The organism is Chlamydiales bacterium (assembly GCA_041395025.1).
Lineage (GTDB): Bacteria > Chlamydiota > Chlamydiia > Chlamydiales > JAAKFR01 > JAJACP01.
This window is the reverse complement of record JAWLBH010000001.1, coordinates 350,462-366,579: the sequence shown is the minus strand read 5'-3', so window position 1 is coordinate 366,579 and position 16,118 is coordinate 350,462. Positions and strand designations below refer to the sequence as shown.

At 34.9% G+C, this 16,118-nt stretch carries 15 protein-coding genes; 8 read left to right on the top strand and 7 right to left on the bottom strand.

Annotation, left to right across the window (positions count from 1 at the left end):
- Positions 1-34: 34 nt before the first annotated feature.
- A complete protein-coding gene (locus R3E91_01675; GenBank protein ID MEZ5314908.1) occupies positions 35-1,987 on the bottom strand; it encodes an Ig-like domain-containing protein in 1,953 nt (650 codons plus the stop codon).
- A gap of 453 nt (positions 1,988-2,440) precedes the next feature.
- Between R3E91_01675 and R3E91_01670 the strand changes: the two genes are divergently transcribed.
- Complete coding sequence (locus R3E91_01670; protein MEZ5314907.1) at positions 2,441-3,568, top strand: DNA recombination protein RmuC; 1,128 nt, start codon at positions 2,441-2,443, stop codon at positions 3,566-3,568.
- 8 nt (positions 3,569-3,576) lie between these two features.
- Here the strand turns inward: R3E91_01670 and gatB are convergent, their stop codons facing one another.
- From gatB to gatC, 3 genes are read right to left on the bottom strand one after another with little or no spacing between them, the layout of a single operon-like run.
- Positions 3,577-5,049 (bottom strand): Asp-tRNA(Asn)/Glu-tRNA(Gln) amidotransferase subunit GatB, encoded by a 1,473-nt coding sequence (gene gatB / locus R3E91_01665; protein MEZ5314906.1) that lies wholly within the window; start codon positions 5,047-5,049, stop codon positions 3,577-3,579.
- Positions 5,050-6,513 (bottom strand): Asp-tRNA(Asn)/Glu-tRNA(Gln) amidotransferase subunit GatA, encoded by a 1,464-nt coding sequence (gene gatA / locus R3E91_01660; protein MEZ5314905.1) that lies wholly within the window; start codon positions 6,511-6,513, stop codon positions 5,050-5,052.
- A 17-nt stretch (positions 6,514-6,530) separates the two neighbouring features.
- Positions 6,531-6,824: an Asp-tRNA(Asn)/Glu-tRNA(Gln) amidotransferase subunit GatC gene (gene gatC, locus R3E91_01655; protein ID MEZ5314904.1), complete on the bottom strand. Its 294-nt coding sequence runs from the start codon at positions 6,822-6,824 to the stop codon at positions 6,531-6,533.
- 124 nt (positions 6,825-6,948) lie between these two features.
- Here gatC and R3E91_01650 point away from each other — a divergent pair, with 124 nt between their 5' ends.
- Together R3E91_01650 and R3E91_01645 are read left to right on the top strand one after the other, a co-directional pair.
- Positions 6,949-7,839 (top strand): TIGR01777 family oxidoreductase, encoded by an 891-nt coding sequence (locus tag R3E91_01650; GenBank protein MEZ5314903.1) that lies wholly within the window; start codon positions 6,949-6,951, stop codon positions 7,837-7,839.
- 44 nt (positions 7,840-7,883) lie between these two features.
- Positions 7,884-8,108, top strand: a complete 225-nt coding sequence (locus tag R3E91_01645) for a DUF378 domain-containing protein (GenBank protein ID MEZ5314902.1) — start codon at positions 7,884-7,886, stop codon at positions 8,106-8,108.
- A gap of 48 nt (positions 8,109-8,156) precedes the next feature.
- Here R3E91_01645 and R3E91_01640 read toward each other — a convergent pair whose 3' ends face one another.
- Both R3E91_01640 and rnhC read right to left on the bottom strand, forming a co-directional pair.
- Complete coding sequence (locus R3E91_01640; GenBank protein MEZ5314901.1) at positions 8,157-9,080, bottom strand: hypothetical protein; 924 nt, start codon at positions 9,078-9,080, stop codon at positions 8,157-8,159.
- Positions 9,081-9,083: 3 nt separating this feature from the next.
- Complete coding sequence (gene rnhC, locus R3E91_01635; protein ID MEZ5314900.1) at positions 9,084-9,962, bottom strand: ribonuclease HIII; 879 nt, start codon at positions 9,960-9,962, stop codon at positions 9,084-9,086.
- A gap of 251 nt (positions 9,963-10,213) precedes the next feature.
- On the opposite strand from rnhC, the gene R3E91_01630 reads away from it, so the two are divergent.
- From R3E91_01630 to rsmA, 4 genes are all read left to right on the top strand, one after another.
- A complete protein-coding gene (locus R3E91_01630) occupies positions 10,214-10,627 on the top strand; it encodes a helix-turn-helix domain-containing protein (protein ID MEZ5314899.1) in 414 nt (137 codons plus the stop codon).
- Between the two features lie 257 nt (positions 10,628-10,884).
- Positions 10,885-12,954: a thioredoxin domain-containing protein gene (locus R3E91_01625; GenBank protein MEZ5314898.1), complete on the top strand. Its 2,070-nt coding sequence runs from the start codon at positions 10,885-10,887 to the stop codon at positions 12,952-12,954.
- Positions 12,955-13,140: 186 nt separating this feature from the next.
- Complete coding sequence (locus R3E91_01620) at positions 13,141-14,145, top strand: hypothetical protein (protein ID MEZ5314897.1); 1,005 nt, start codon at positions 13,141-13,143, stop codon at positions 14,143-14,145.
- Positions 14,142-14,933 carry a 16S rRNA (adenine(1518)-N(6)/adenine(1519)-N(6))-dimethyltransferase RsmA gene (gene rsmA, locus R3E91_01615; GenBank protein ID MEZ5314896.1) on the top strand — a complete coding sequence of 264 codons (792 nt, stop codon included), beginning with the start codon at positions 14,142-14,144 and terminating at the stop codon, positions 14,931-14,933. Before R3E91_01620 ends, rsmA begins: the two co-directional genes overlap by 4 nt.
- A gap of 43 nt (positions 14,934-14,976) precedes the next feature.
- On the opposite strand, the gene R3E91_01610 is transcribed toward rsmA, so the two are convergent.
- Positions 14,977-15,564 (bottom strand): 3'-5' exonuclease, encoded by a 588-nt coding sequence (locus tag R3E91_01610; protein MEZ5314895.1) that lies wholly within the window; start codon positions 15,562-15,564, stop codon positions 14,977-14,979.
- A 148-nt stretch (positions 15,565-15,712) separates the two neighbouring features.
- Here R3E91_01610 and R3E91_01605 point away from each other — a divergent pair, with 148 nt between their 5' ends.
- Positions 15,713-16,117, top strand: coding sequence for a hypothetical protein (locus R3E91_01605; GenBank protein MEZ5314894.1), 405 nt, complete (start codon positions 15,713-15,715; stop codon positions 16,115-16,117).
- Position 16,118 lies beyond the last annotated feature (1 nt).

Below are 16,118 nucleotides of genomic sequence, written 5' to 3'. Positions count from 1 at the left end.
AGCTAAGCTTTATTAGAAAATGGAACCCGTATAACTAGGTTTGTGGTGCTAGACTGAGGAGGTATTCGCGATGTTTGTCTGGAAAATGTGGTTTGAGTGCTTGGAGTTGTTCTTTCTTCAATTGCAAAATCAAAGCAAGGCTATCTGGATGATCTAATGGAAAGAGAGTATTGTAGATCTCTTGTGTCATGTTAAATTTTAAAAAATCTAATTTAATTATTTGATCTTTAGAAAGATAACTCCATTGAACCATTTTATCATTATAATTATGTATATTAACTATTTGTTCAGGCGTGAGCATCTGCCAATATTTCATTGAGAAAAACTTTGAGAGCACTTCGATTTGCTCATGGTTGAATTTCTGAAACATCTGAAGTTGAGAGTGTTGATACCATGGAACAATAGCAGTGAAGATCTCTTTTGTCACTTGAATTTTTGCATAGTCTAAGTCAAGTTTTTGTTGAAGCGTGAGCGTCTGCCAATGTTCTATTGAGAAAAAATCTGAAAGTATTTCAATGTTTCGAGATGTGAGTGCCTTAATTTTTTCTTTGAGATTAAGATTATCTTTGTTGAAGGTGGTATTAAAGATCTCTTTTGTCACTTTAATTTGTTTGTAGTCTAATTGAGCTATTTGATTGCTTCGAAGATATTGCCATTCAATTTTTTGATCAGAATTATGTATTTTAAGTATTTGTTCAGGCCAGAGCAACGGCCAATGTTCAATTGAGAAATATTTTGGGATTGTTAAAATCTTCTCGATCTTGAATTTTTCAATAAAGGACTTAAAGGGGCATTCTGGTCTTGAGAATAGTGTTTGGAATTTGACTTGTGTGATTTTAGCTTTGTCATAGTCTAAGTCAAGTGTTTGTTGAAGCGTGAGCATCTGCCAATGTTGTATTGAGAAAAACTCTGAGAGTCTTTCGATTTTCTCATGGTTGAATTGTTGAATTATCTTTTTTGTATCTCCATACGATGAGTGTATTGGGAAGAGAGCATTGAAGATCTTTTGTGTCATTGTAATTTTCCAAAAATCTAATTGAGCTATTTGTTCAGGCGTGAGCATCTGCCAATGTTGTATTGAGAAAACCTCTGAGAGTCTTTCGATTTGCTTATGGTTTAATTGTTGAATTATGCGTTCTATTTGAGGAAGAGCATTGAAGATCTCTTGTTTCATTATAATTTTCCCAAAATCTAATTTAATTATTTGATCTTCAGAAAGATAACTCCATTGAACCATTTGATCATTATAATTATGTATATCAACTATTTGTTCAGGTGTGAGCATCTTCCATTGAACCATTTTATCATTATAATTATGTATATCAACTATTTGTTCAAGCGTGAGCATCTTCCAATGATCTAATAAGAAGTAATTTAAGAGGGAATTGATTTGCTTAAGTTCGAGTCTCTGAATTATGTTTTTTGTATCTCCATAAGAGCAATCTATAGGGAAGATCTTATTGAAGATATCTTGTGTCATGTGCATTTTTTTAAAATTTAATCCAGTTATTTGATCATCAGTAAGATAGTCCCATTTAACCATTGGATTATTACATATTTTAACTATTTGTTCAGGCGTGAGCATCTGCCAATGTTGCATTGAGAAATATTCTAGAAGTTTTTTGAGTACACCTATTTTGAAATTTGAAATAAGGGTTAAATTTTCAGTATCATTGAAAATACGATTAAAGGTATCCCGATCAATTGCACGATTGTGTAAAAAACTAATGATATCATCATGACTTAAATTACTAAAATCTTTTTGATTTTTTAAGGATTTAATCAAGACAAAAACAAGCGCACTAACCAGACATCCTCCTACTCCAATTGCAATAGAAGAATACCCTAATTGAGAGTAAAAACAGCCCATCAAAGTCAGGGTACCAATTAGAAAAATAATGTTTAAAGCATGTAGAATGTATTTTTTACAAGACTGAGATTGATGTAGAGATGAATTTGAAATGGATTGATTTTGAATTGCTTCCATAAAGATTAATGATTAGAATTTGCCTATTGTAAAGAGGTGAAAAAAAAATCGACTTTTTTAGTTATAAAATATTTAAAATTACGAAATAAATTTTAATACATATGTTTTTTATTTGCAAATCATCTTTAATGAACTGTGATTTTTTAAATAAAAATTCAATTAATTTAACGAGTTATTTGAATTTGAAGAGTCAGGAGAAAGATCGGTTATGATGCTTTTGTTGAATAGCTAAATAAAATTTACGCCATGTAAATGAAAAGATTTTAATATAAATTTTTTTAACTCTTTTAATATTTTCATAGGCTGTTTTTTACATAATCAAAAAATTTTTAATATAAATTAATATCTAATTTTTCTTCGTATGCAAATGTTAAAAAATAAATTGATTTTATAATCAATACATTACATGAGAAAATAATTATTCTCGATTTTTTTAAAGAAATCAGGTGAGAGATGAGTTTTTTAATCATTGGGATAGGGATTGGTTGTTTAATTGGATGGCTTTTAGGAAAAACAAAACAAGATACTCTGAATGAAAAGCTTGCATTAATAGAAAAAATACAAACTTCTTATAAAGAGCAATTTAAAGGTATGGCTGGGGAGGTTTTACAGCAAAATAATGACTCATTTATTAAAATGGCTAATCAAACAATGAAACCAGTTAAAGACACATTAGATAGGTTTGATATCAAGATTGAAAATTTAGAGAAAAATCGTATTGGTGCCTATGTGTCTTTAAAAGAACAAATTCAATCGCTGATTGCATCACAAAAAGATTTAAGGCAAGAAACCTCGAATTTATCGAGAGCACTTCGTGCTCCTAATGTCAGGGGTAGATGGGGAGAAATGCAACTTAAACGTGTTGTGGAAATGGCAGGAATGGTGGATCACTGTGATTTTTATGAGCAGGTACATGCAGTAGATGAAGATCGTCGATTTCGACCTGATTTGCTTGTGAAATTACCAGGATCCAAAAATCTTATTATAGATGCTAAAGCCCCTTTAGAAGCTTATTTACAAGCGATCGAATCTTCGGAAGAGAGTGTTCGACAAAAAAAACTTCAAGAACATGCTCAGCAGATTCGTAATCACATTGCGCTTTTAGCGCGCAAATCTTATTGGGAACAGTTTACGCCTTCTCCGGAATTTGTAGTTCTTTTTTTGCCAGGTGAAATTTTTTTTAGTGCTGCTCTTGAACAAGATCCTGGCCTGATTGAAGCTGGAGTTGATCAGAAAGTTATATTAGCGACTCCAACGACTTTGATCGCTCTTTTACGCGCTGTAGCTTATGGTTGGCGTCAAGAAAGTTTATCACAAAATGCTGAACAGATTAGTGCTCTTGGACGTGAATTATATAAGAGAATTTCAGATATGGGTGGACATTGGACAAAAGTAGGAAAAAGTCTTTCCTCTGCTGTTCAAGCTTATAATAATGCAGTAGGATCTCTTGAAACGAGAGTTTTAGTTTCAGCAAGACGGTTTAATCAGCTTGGTGAAGATCAGGAAGTGCAGTCTATCGAACCAGTGGAAAAGATGCCACGAGTTGTTCAAGCACCAGAAATGGATAGAAAGAGTGAATGAAAAGAACTTTATTTTTTTTGTTTAAGTTTTTCAGTTAAAATTCTATTCACAACAGGAGGAGGAGCTTGGCCCTTTGTCTCTTTCATGACCTGACCCACTAAAAAACCAAATGCTCTTTCTTTTCCACTCAGAAAATCCTTAACAGATTGTGGATTGTTAGTTAATACTTCATCAATGATTTGTTCGATTTTTCTTGGATCTACCATGGGTTTTAAAGCAGGATTTTCTTGAAGAATTTTTTCAGGATGTTTTTTTGGAGATTGCACCATTATATCTGCAATTTTTTTTGCAATTTTTCCTGTCACAACACCTGTTTCAATCATATTGACGAGTTGACCAATATGCGCTGCAGGTATTCCACTTTTCCATAGAACTCCTCCTAATTCTTTAAAACGACCAATAAATTCAACAATCATCCAATTACATAAGCTTTTCGCATTATGACAGACTTTCACTCCTTCTTCAAAGTAGTCAGCAAGAGCTTTTTCATTGATAAGAATAAGCGCAGATTCACGTGGGATACGATATTCTTCAATATAGCGCTTTTCTTTCTCATAGGGGAGTTCAGGCAGTCTTTTCATGATGCTGTCAATATACTCTTGTTCTAAAATAAGAGGAGGGAGATCGGGTTCAAGAAAATATCGATAATCGTCAGCTGATTCTTTACGTCGCATTAACATTGTTTCTTTTCTATCTGGATCCCAACGACAAGTTGATGGTTGGATGATTGTGTTGGGATCTTTATCAAAATTTGTAACATAGGCATGCACTTGTCGCTTAAATTCCGAGTCTATTGCCAACCCCATAAATGTGAATGAATTAAGGTTTTTTATTTCAATTTTGTTACGTAATTCTTTGGAATGTTTCGGTCGAACCGAAATATTCGCATCAATACGAAGAGAACCTTCTTCCATATTACAATCCGAGACATCAAGGTATTGTAAAATAGCTTTAATACTCATCGCATAAGCAATCGCTTCTTTTGAAGAAAAAATGCAAGGTTGGGAAACGATTTCAATTAAAGGAACACCCGCTCGGTTATAGTCTATCCCTGTAAAATGAGAGAAATGCTTAAGCATCCCAGCATCATCTTCGAGATGAGCTTGATGAATACCAAATGATTTGGGAAGACCATCGACATCAGCAACTACAGTCCCTCCAGTAATAATTGGGATATCGAATTGTGTAATCTGAAAATTACGAGGGCTATCAGGATAGAAATAAGATTTACGATCAAACCGACTGTATTTTGCGATATTAGCCTTGATGGCACATCCGAATAGAACAGCTTTATCAACGGCTCCTTTATTTAGGATTGGCAGTGTACCAGGTTGTCCAGTACAGACTTCTGAGATATTAGTATTTGGTTCATCTCCAAATCGATTTGCAGCAGAACTAAAAAGCTTGGATTTTGTATTAAGCTCCACATGGATTTCTAGTCCAATAACAGGTTCCCAATCATTGTAGATAGATGGATCCATCTAAGCCTCTCGATCAAATTGTGGAGGGATTGCTTCTGTGTAAGAAGTTGCTTGTTCATATGCATGTGCAATACGGCAAACTGCTACATCTGCATGTTTTGGACCGATCAGTTGTAATCCAAAAGGTTTTTTATCTTTATTAAAACCACAAGGAACTGAAATCGCAGGTAAATGTGCTAAATTAAATCCAATTGTATAAATATCTTGGAGATAAAGTTGAAGAGGATCATTAATTGTTCCTTTTTCAAAGGCAGTTATTGGAGAGACTGGTGTTGCAATAATGTCACATTTTTCAAAAGCATGATTTAGCGTTTCAATGATTTTCACACGTACCTTAGTCGCTTGCTTATAATAGGCATCTTTATAGCCAGAGGACAGTACGTATGTCCCAAGAAAAATCCGCTTTTTAACTTCTTTTCCAAAACCTTCGGTACGTGAATAGTCATAAATCTGTTCTAGAGTTTGAGCACGAGGAGAACGAACACCATAGCAAATTCCATCAAAACGGGCTAAATTCGTTGAAGCTTCAGCAGTAGCAATAATATAATAGGTTGCAACTGAATATTTCAAAATATTCAAATCAATACTTACAATTTGACAGTCAAGTCTTTTTAGGACTTCAATTGCCTCTAAAAACAGTTCTTTGCTTTCGGAATGAAGATCTTCTAAAAAAGCCCAGGGGACTCCAATACGTTTTCCTTTAATTTCTCCATTCATCATTGCAAGATAGTCTTCGGGATGTCTGGGGAAGGTAGTTGCATCGTGTGAATCCTTCTGGCCAATGACTTCCATTACCATCCCAATGTCTTTTGTATTTGTAGCCATAGGGCCAATCTGATCAAGTGAAGAAGCAAATGCCACAAGGCCATAACGAGATACTCGGCCATAGGTTGGTTTAAAGCCAACACAACCACAGAAAGCAGCAGGCTGTCGTACAGAGCCTCCAGTGTCACTTCCTAAAGTAATAGGGCAAAGACGCGCACTAATTGCAGCCGATGAACCACCAGATGAACCACCAGGAACGCATGAAAGATTCCAAGGATTATGGGTTTCTTGTAATGCAGAATGTTCTGTTGAAGAACCCATTCCAAATTCATCGAGATTAAGCTTACCTAAAATGATCGCATCTTCTTGTTCAAGAAGACGTGTTACAGTTGCATCAAAAACAGCACGGTAATTAACTAAAAACTTGGAAGCACATGTAGTGACTTCTCCTTTGAGATGGATGTTATCTTTAATTCCAATGGGAATACCAGCTAATTTGCCAAGAGGTTCTCCTCTTGCAATTTTTTGATCGATAAATTGAGCTTTTTTAAGAGCACGTTCATGAAAAACTGATAAGAAAGCCCCTATCTGAGGATCAAACTTATCAATACGTTGTAAATAATATTTTATAATGTCTTGAGCAGAAACGCGTTTTCTACATAAGTCTTTATGAATTTCTTGAGCTGTTGCTTTGTACATCACATCAATTAGTAATATTATCGTATGACAGGTGGAATACGAATCCTTCCACCTACTTTTTCAGGGGCATTATTTAAAAATTCTTCGTGTGAAAGATGTTGGCCTATTTTATCCTCATGTAGCGAATCAATTCCTTGCGCATCAAAATGATTATAAGGAATTAAATCATCAGTACTGACCTCTCGGAGTTGGTTGACATAATCTAACACTTGGTCAAGGTCTCGAAAAATCTCTGCAGATTCTGCTTCTGATAACTGGATCCGACAAAGTTGACTCAGGATATCGACTTTTTCTTTAGATATATCAGACATAGAGAGAAATTTTGCTTTGAATTAAGATTAATTTCAATAAAAAAAACTGATTGGATTCTCAATAGATAGGTCAACGAGTTGTACTTGATCTCTTTTGGGGAATTGATTCGCACAATGGATCCCAATGAAAATTATAATTGCAGGAAGTAATGGATTTATTGGTTCAAGATTAGCTGCTGCTTTTAACAAAGAAGGGGTTGAGTTGGTTTTATTATCCCGTCATCCTCGTCAGGGAGAGGTTTTTTGGAATCCTGAAGCTAAGGAAGTAGATCGTTCGATTTTCCTTGGTGCCGATATTGTGATTAATTTGACGGGTGAAAGGATTGTTGGGAGGTGGAATCAAAAAAAAAAGCTGCGTATCTCTCAAAGCCGTTTTTGTGCAACACAGTTTCTATGTGATCTCTTACTTGAATTGGATTCTTTGCCTCATCTCTATTTTAATGCTTCTGCAATAGGATTTTATGGTGATCGAAAAAAAGAAGTTCTAAAGGAATCGAGTTCGCCGGGAAGAGATTTTTTAGCCGAAGTCTGTCTTGAATGGGAAAAAATTCCTAATATCTTGGTTAAGAAAGGGGTACGTGTCATACTTATGCGTTTTGGAATGGTTTTAGGGGAAAATGGAGGGATATTAAAGCTAATCAAAAAACCTTTTTCTATTGGAATAGGAGGGGTATTTGGTCAAGGTGATCAGATGATGAGTTGGATCGCTATAGATGATTTGATTGCAGCGATTCAATTTATTATTCAACATAAAGAAATTTCTGGTCCGGTTAATTTTTCTTCTCCCTATGCTGTTTCAAATCTAGAATTTACAAAAATTTTAGCCTCTTTATTTGGAAAATCTAAACTATTAAAAATTCCTCGATGGATTCTATCGATGATTTTTGGTGATGGATCAGATATGTTTATGTCTAGTATTCATGCATATCCAGATTGCTTATTAAAATATGGATTTTATTTTCAATATCCCGATATTGAGCCATGTTTAAAAAAATATTTGCGATTAAATGATTAAAGAGGATAGTTCTAATATAGATCATATCCAAATAGGAGGCAAAAATGAGATTTATTCATTGGGTGGCATTAATTTTGGTGATTGTAGGGGCGTTGAATTGGGGAATATGGGGAATTTTTCAGATTGATATGGTTGCAAATATTTTTGACGGAGCCAGTTCATCAATGAGTCGGATTATCTATACTCTTGTTGGTTTAGCAGGGTTATGGTGTTGTTCTTTTTTCAAGATGCTTGCTTGTTGCCAGATTAGTTGTAAAAAGGGAAAATAAGTTTAAAGGAGGGATGTTTTTCCCTCCCTTTTTATATAAGGTCAAGTATTAAAAACTGACGACCACGCTTAATCCAGAGTAAAGAGATCCTTTAAATTTGTAATAAGTCCCATTTTTATCATTTGCATCGGCAATCTTTAAAGCTCCATCAAAAGTGTGTCCAATAAATCCCTTCAAAGAAGCCCATTGAAAAGGATTAAAGATTAAATCCACTTCAGCACCTGAGGTGTAATATTCAAGAACACCTCGCGAATTTATCTCCCAATTCTGCAGTCGATATCGATTACGCAACAGGCGAATCGACCCATTAATCATCCAATTCGATGAGAATAGATAATTTACCGAAAGATTAATTGGATAGACAGCATGAATCTGCCATTTTTTTGCAGGAAGATAAGTAAATCCAATGATAGGCCAAATTTTTTCTTTGCAAAGACCGAGTTCAAGGATGAAGCCAAAATCCAGTTCTAAGGATTCAGAAAAATCATACTTTCCCCATAACACAAACTGATAGAGTGTGTAATCTGCAAGAGACAATTTCTCAACATCAAAGAAGGCAGCCAATGTTGATGTCCAGGTCCAGTGATCATATGCTTTGGTAAATCCACCAATTGAGAAATTTACATATTTAAAGAAAGGATTCGAAAATTCGGGATTATCTTCCATATTAATTTCGGTGCCCACCCAACCTGTTCCAAAGATCAGACCAGAGTAATTGCTAAGAGAATGAGTGTAAGCAAAAGCAGCATCCCATTGCAGGTATTTTAGATTTTTACCATAAAGACTAGGTGTACGGAATGTTGTGTTATGTGCATTCACATACTGAAAACTTAGAGAGCAAGGATAGGCAGGAGAGGGAGTATTCTCGAGATCAAATAGAGGATAGTCACCATTATAAGTCCAGTGATTCTCTTGATTTTGACCAAATAAACATACTGATATGAGTATAAGAAAAACAAAGAGATATCGCATTGTTTATTCCATAATCAATTTAGTTGTCTTGAAATGTAGTTTAGCAACAGAGGATAGAATGTGTTTTCCTTGATCTATAACTAGTCGTTTACCAGATTCGATAGTTAAATGACTAGCTCCTTTAGGCAATTTCTGATTTACTTGTTTTTCTAGATTTCCTAACCCTTCTACAAAGGCAGCTCGAGCTACAATTGAGGCAGCAGCCACGACAAGATCGCTTTCTGCCTGAGTTTTTTGAGTTAACTGAATATTTTTCCTCTTCTTATGTACAGCAGTTTCTACTACGTCTTTTGAAGCAAACTGATCTATTACAACGGAAAAACAATGGGTTTTTTCAACCATTTTCTCAATGACTGTTGCATGCGCCCAACCAAGGAGTAGGTTAAGATTTCCAAATTTTTCGTATAATTCGTTGTATCGTTTTGGATCAATTCGAACAAGGTGAAAGGGATAATTTTTACGGATTTGTTGCGCAACTTTAAGAATCTGATGCTCTTTTAGACATTTTGAATCTTTGACTCCTATTTCTTTTAGGTCTGAAATCCCTTTATTATTTGCAAAAACTCCTGCAACACAAAGAGGACCAAAGAAATCTCCCTTACCCGACTCGTCAACACCAATATGGGGCACGACTTCATCTAATTCATTATAGTGAAACGAGAAAGTTCCAAGAATTTCAGGCTCAAGATAGAATTCTATAAATTCTTTAATTTCCTTACCTTGAATAACTAATTTTCCAGATGTGTAAAGAGTGCAACAGATTCCTTTTTTTTTTCCTTGAAAAATCGTGTAAGGAGGAGCAGAAAGTTCAAATCCTTGCGTTTTGAGTCCAAAGCGCAATTTTTCAGTAAGTTCTAGATCGAGCTTTAGGACATGGATCATGAAGCTATCCTTATCATGAGGGCTAAAAAGAAACAATACGAACTTAATTTTTTCATTCTATTTCTTTGATAAACAAAACATTAAAAATTTTATCGATTGCATACGATTTAATATTTTCATTTTCCTTATCATTTTGAATGTTTTCAAACTAAGACATGGATTTTCTTCTATATAGAAGAAGAAAATCTAAAAGTCAGTTTACAAGATTAAGTGGGTTTATGAATAATGCATTTTTCGTGGAGGACACATGTATGCATAGTGAAATGGTTCGTTTAGGGGAAATTTTTAGAGGACGTCGAGAAGAAAAAAAATTGTTATTAAAAGAAATTGAAAATGCAACCTCGATAAGAATCAGTTATCTACAGGCAATTGAAGAGGGAGATTTTGGAAAATTAATATCACCAATTTATGCTCATGGATTTATCAGTAAGTATGCATTGTTTTTGGAAATGGATCCGGAAAAGCTCATTGGTGAGCATCCCTATGTAAAAAAAATTTTAACGGATAAAAGGGCTTATGATTTTACGGTTGGAATCAGCGCTTTAGAAGTAAGAGGGTCTCCAGGAGGAGAAGTTAAATGGCTTCCTAATTTTATTTGGGTGAGTTTATCTGTAGTTGGCATTTTAATTTTTTGGTTTCTTGTACGTTATTTTGGTTTCTTTTGATCACTCTTCTAAGAAGATTTTTAGAATATCGATATTTTAGTCATATTTTAAATTCATTGAATCAAATGAGGAAGATGAAGAATAGGGTTGCATTTATGCTGTGAATAAGTTGCTTTATGTTTTTTAGAAAGAGGTCATTAATTTTTAATTATTTTATCTTATTGGAAATGAGAATGAAAAAATACGTTTGATTCAAAATGTTTAATATAATTATTTATTTATGATAATATAAAAATATAATTATATATTTATATTTTATGTCACACCCTCTTTATACGAATCGTCTAATTAACGAAAAATCTCCTTATTTGCTTCAACATGCTCATAATCCTGTGGATTGGTATCCTTGGAGTGAAGAGGCTTTTCATATAGCAGAAGCAGAAGATAAGCCTGTCTTTCTTTCGATTGGTTACGCTACCTGTCATTGGTGCCATGTCATGGAAAAAGAGTCTTTCCAGAGTCCTGAGATTGCTCAACTAATGAATGAAACCTTCATCAATATTAAAATTGATCGTGAAGAAAAACCTGAAGTTGACAGTCTTTATATGGAGTTTGCTCAAGCAATCATGTCAGGTACAGCAGGATGGCCTCTTAATGTTATATTGACGTCCAATTTAATGCCTTTTTTTGCTACCAGTTACCTGCCTATAGATGGAAATAATGGATTTCTTGGCATGAAACAGCTTGTTTTGCGTATTCGTCAGATTTGGCAAGATCCTGAAGAAAAAGAACATGTGATTACACAAGCTGGTCAAATTATTGATCTTTTTGCTACCCATATGTGTTTAGAAGGGGATTCTTTACCTGAAGCATCTCAGATTAAGGAAGCAGCTGAAATTTTATTTCAAACTGCAGATCCAGTTTATGGAGGAACAAAAGGAGTTCCTAAATTTCCCATGGGAATTCAGGCTTGTTTCTTATTGCGTTTAGCAAAAGCAGACTCTAACAGTAGAGCCCTTTTTTATTTTGAACGTACACTAGAAATGATGTATCGTGGGGGCATCTATGACCATCTTGGAGGAGGGATTGCTCGTTATGCAGTTGATGATCAATGGTTAGTCCCGCATTTTGAAAAAATGCTATACGATAATGCGATTTTAGCACGCACGTATTTAGAGGCATGGGAATTTACACATCACCATTTTTATCGTGAAATTGTAGAAGAAGTTTTAAGTTATGTGATTCGTGAAATGACTCGAAAAGATGGAGGGTTCTATTCTGCTCAGGATGCTGATTCTGAAGGCTATGAAGGGTGGTTTTATACTTGGAAATGGGATGAAATCCAGTCGATTTTGGGGTCTGATGCACCATTATTTTGTGATATCTATGGGGTGACTCGAACTGGCAATTTTCACAATCGTAATATTCTTCATATGCAAGCAAGTCTGAAAGAATATGCTGACCAGTATCAACTTGAGCCTACAGTTTTAAAAGAGATGCTCAAAGAGATGCGACGAAAACTTTTTGAAGTACGCCAAAGACGTCAGCCTCCCTCAAAAGATGATAAGATTTTGACTGCCTGGAATGGTTTAATGATCTACACTTTTGCTGTTGCTGGGTCGAGTTTAAATAAATCTGATTACTTGGATATCGCTGAAAAAGCGGCTCTTTTTATTCAAGAGAATTTATGGAAAGAAGGAATCTTGTTTCGTCGTTGGAGAGAAGGGGAAGCGCGTTTTGATGGGTGTTTAGATGATTATGCATTTCTAATTCATGGTCTTATTAGTCTTTTTGAAGCTGATCGTGGAAGTAAATGGCTGGATTTTGCACTTAAATTAAATGGAGTACTCAAATCCGAATTCAAAGCTGAACAAGGGGCTTTTTACCTTACTAATGGGCGTGATCCTAATTTAATCTTGCGTCGTTGTGAGTTTTATGATGGTGCTGAACCTTCTGGGAATGCTGTTCAGGCTGAAAATCTCATTCGCTTTTATCAGCTTACAGGTTGTGGAGCTTATTTAAAAGACGCAGAAGATATTTTGCGAGCTGCAAAAACCCATATTGATCTTTACCCACCAGGAGCATGTTATCATCTAATGGCCTTGGAACATTATTTTGATAAGCATACCCCAACACTTATCATCTCCCTTAATAGGCAAGAGACTTATCGTGAAGAGATCTTAAAAATGCTAGCTGGACGCTTTATTCCCCACAAAGCGATAATATGGCATCGTGAAGTAGATGAAGCACTTCGGGAACTTGTTCCGATTGTTCGGAATAAACCCCCTCTAAATAATCAGACTACGCTTTATATCTGTTATCCCGATCACTGTAAAGAACCTATAACTATGGTTTCGAAAATGTGGAAAGCCTTTGAGCAATTGTAGGTGAATCCAGCAAGATGAGATATCAATCTAATTCAGAATTTTTTGTTATAAAAAATAAAGATCTTTTTCCAATCCACTGATCATTTGAAGTTTAATCCATTATAATCTGATCAATCAATTGAAGGACAATAAATATCATAAATGATAGTATTGGCTCACTAAATTGGTGAAATTATGAAGAAATTGATGTTATTTTTTTATTTTGTATCTGCTCTACCAATAGAAGCTATACCAAATCTAGGATCCGCTAATTTATTTAATAAAGAGCAAAATCTAGTTATTAATAATCGTGTTCTTGTAAAAATTCATGGTCAGCCAATTACAGTGATGGATGTTGTACGTAAAATGGATCTTATCTTTTATCGCCAATTTCCGGAGATAGCTGCCTCACCGAATATTTGTTATCAATTCTATGTTAATAGCTGGGAAAAAGTCTTGGAAGCTGTGATTGATGATTATCTTATCTTTGCTGATGCTGAGGAAAAAAAAGTTGAAATTTCTGAAGGAGAAGTACGAGAAGAGTTAGAGAATCTTTTTGGACCAGATGTCGTCTTTAATCTTGATAAAATTGGCCTCACTTTAAATGAAGGGATAGATATGCTAAAAAGAGAGTTAACTGTCCAAAGAATGAATATGATGATGGTTCGTTCAAGAGCTTTTGCTCAAGCGCATCCTCAAGAGATACGTGCGCGCTATGATCAGATGCTGAAAGATAATCCTCCCCAAGACAAGTGGATTTATCAAACTCTCTCAATTCGTGGAGAGGGTCATAAGCAAGTTGCTGAGGAAGTTTGGAATCTGCTTGATAAGCAGAAAATGACTTTTCATGAAGCAATAGCCAATCTTGTAGATTCTCCTTGCCAAATCACCCTTTCAAATGACTATGAAGTAGAAGAAAAGTCGATCTCTAACTCTCATAAATCGATTCTGCAAACTCTTGCTATTGGAGCCTATAGTTTTCCACAAAATAAGGATGGAGTCAGTCGTATTTTCTGTCTAAAGGAGTATGAAAAAGGAAATCCAGTCCTATTCAATGCAGTTGCGGATAAGATTAAAGGAGAACTGATTAGGGAATTATCAGCAAAATACGAAGAAGAGTATCGTCTTAAGTTGCGCAAACAGTACGGCATCACAGAGCGCTACATTAAAGAGACAATTCCAGAGAATTTTTTTCCTTTTGCGCTCAAATGAATTTATTTGAATTAAAAGCTTTTTTTAAGCTTTTAAAAGCACATCCCAAAAAAAGACTTTCGCAAAATTTTTTAATAGATAAAAACATCGTTCAAAAAATTCTTTCAGAAGCTCTCATTGTCCAGGGAGATTATGTTTTGGAAATTGGATCGGGTCTTGGAATTCTAACAAAAGCACTTGTCAATCAAAAGGCGGATGTAGTAGGGGTGGAGATTGACTCTTTGTTTGCTCCAGTGTTAGAACAATTCCCTATTACGGTTTATTACGAAGATATTCTTGTATTTCCTCTAAGTAGATTAAAAAGAAAAGGTAAGGTCATCGGAAATCTGCCTTATCATATCACTAAACCTATTTTAACTCGCCTTGTCCCTAGAAAAGATTGTTTTACGTCCCTCACTATCATGGTCCAAGAAGAGGTAGCTCGTCGTTTAACTGCATCTCCAGGTACAAAAGACTATGGTTCATTAACAGTTTTTCTTAATTTCTATAGTGACCTTCGTTATGCTTTTCGCGTGAAACGTAGCTCTTTTTATCCTATTCCTAAAGTAGACTCAGCTGTTGTCACTCTTATTTTAAAAGATCCTCCTAATGTCAATCAGGAATTTTTTTTTCGACTTGTGCGTACGGTTTTTAGTCAAAGACGTAAAATGATCAAAAACACATTGAGACTTCTTTATGACGAAGAAAAGGTCATAAAAGGATTAAAAGAGGCAAAGATTAATCCAAAAGCACGTCCTGAAGAGCTAAGTCTTAAAGAATTCTTATCCCTATTTCATGCATTAGAATAAAACATCATTGAAAAGATGACATTTTCATGAACCATGGTCAATATCAGCATCCAAGGTTTTTATTAAAAATTGCTTGATAGCAGGCGATAAGATGATCAACACCATTCATCGCTCGGTGAGGGGAATCTTCTTCAGGGATTCCATAATATCCTGCAATTTTATTTTTAGATAAATCAATTTCTTTAATTTGATTGGGAAATTCTGGATTGTTTTTTAATTGAATTGCCCAATACATAGAAGCAAGATCAAGCCAGTGATAAGGCCATTTGTAGTGATATTGGAGATCTGTATTAATTAACTGGATGAAGAATGCTCTATCAAAAGAAGGATTTTGGCAGATAAAGACACCCTCACTCTCTCCAAGTTTGACTCGATTTAGGTCGTTTAAAATTTCACTTCCTACTACTTTTTCTGATTTTCCTTTGAGAGAATCTTCCCAAGTAAAACCATTTATTTGCAAGCTTTTAGGGTCGGCTTGTTTCCATACTTCTAGTGGTTGTTGAATCGTTGATAGATAGCTTACGATCGAATGATTGGTAGTCGATTCAACGATCCTATAAGCAATTTCTAAGATTCGGTGTTTATCCGGGTCTAGCCCTGTCGTTTCAATATCCAAAAAAATCAAAAGCATAACTTTCTTATATTTTGCGAGATTTAAAAAAACAAAGATTTTCTAATGATTTTAGACATTTTTGCAAGAAACAAAGATTTTACAAAAATGACTAGTATCAATTACCATTTTTCTTATTTAAGTGCGTATTAAGAAAGAAGGTTATCTTATGCAGCTAATAGAGAGCTTAATGCGTTTGATTAGTCGATTTCGTTATCCTGTTTCCTTACCTGAGGACATTGCACATGATCTCGGTATGCATTTGCCTAATCATCTAAGTTTTGAAGATTTCTTAAAACTTCTCTCCTCTCCCCATCATCATCCAACAAAGCTTCATAAATACATGCTTCGTAAAGCAGCGGAAGAGACATTTACATTGGCCTTGAAGAAAGAAAATTTTAGATCCTCTTCTCTATTTTCATATTATTTTAACAATAGCTGGCTTGTAATTACTCTCTATTTTGATGAGGAGGATCGTCTTCGACGTGTATATCTGCAATGTCCCGACTCTGAAATTGCCGATGGATTCGACTTAGTTCTCCAAGAGGATAAAGAGTACCTATCTACTCCTTAGT

What these genes read in the sequence shown, in the direction of transcription:
- R3E91_01630 (MEZ5314899.1), top strand. Translation starts at nt 10,214, where the DNA reads ATGCATAGTGAAATGGTTCGTTTAGGGGAAATTTTTAGAGGACGTCGA.
- R3E91_01625 (MEZ5314898.1), top strand. Translation starts at nt 10,885, where the DNA reads ATGTCACACCCTCTTTATACGAATCGTCTAATTAACGAAAAATCTCCT.
- R3E91_01675 (MEZ5314908.1), bottom strand. Translation starts at nt 1,987, where the DNA reads ATGGAAGCAATTCAAAATCAATCCATTTCAAATTCATCTCTACATCAA.
- R3E91_01640 (MEZ5314901.1), bottom strand. Translation starts at nt 9,080, where the DNA reads ATGCGATATCTCTTTGTTTTTCTTATACTCATATCAGTATGTTTATTT.
- gatB (MEZ5314906.1), bottom strand. Translation starts at nt 5,049, where the DNA reads ATGGATCCATCTATCTACAATGATTGGGAACCTGTTATTGGACTAGAA.
- R3E91_01645 (MEZ5314902.1), top strand. Translation starts at nt 7,884, where the DNA reads ATGAGATTTATTCATTGGGTGGCATTAATTTTGGTGATTGTAGGGGCG.
- gatA (MEZ5314905.1), bottom strand. Translation starts at nt 6,513, where the DNA reads ATGTACAAAGCAACAGCTCAAGAAATTCATAAAGACTTATGTAGAAAA.
- R3E91_01610 (MEZ5314895.1), bottom strand. Translation starts at nt 15,564, where the DNA reads ATGCTTTTGATTTTTTTGGATATTGAAACGACAGGGCTAGACCCGGAT.
- R3E91_01605 (MEZ5314894.1), top strand. Translation starts at nt 15,713, where the DNA reads ATGCAGCTAATAGAGAGCTTAATGCGTTTGATTAGTCGATTTCGTTAT.
- gatC (MEZ5314904.1), bottom strand. Translation starts at nt 6,824, where the DNA reads ATGTCTGATATATCTAAAGAAAAAGTCGATATCCTGAGTCAACTTTGT.
- R3E91_01650 (MEZ5314903.1), top strand. Translation starts at nt 6,949, where the DNA reads ATGAAAATTATAATTGCAGGAAGTAATGGATTTATTGGTTCAAGATTA.
- R3E91_01620 (MEZ5314897.1), top strand. Translation starts at nt 13,141, where the DNA reads ATGTTATTTTTTTATTTTGTATCTGCTCTACCAATAGAAGCTATACCA.
- rnhC (MEZ5314900.1), bottom strand. Translation starts at nt 9,962, where the DNA reads ATGATCCATGTCCTAAAGCTCGATCTAGAACTTACTGAAAAATTGCGC.
- R3E91_01670 (MEZ5314907.1), top strand. Translation starts at nt 2,441, where the DNA reads ATGAGTTTTTTAATCATTGGGATAGGGATTGGTTGTTTAATTGGATGG.
- rsmA (MEZ5314896.1), top strand. Translation starts at nt 14,142, where the DNA reads ATGAATTTATTTGAATTAAAAGCTTTTTTTAAGCTTTTAAAAGCACAT.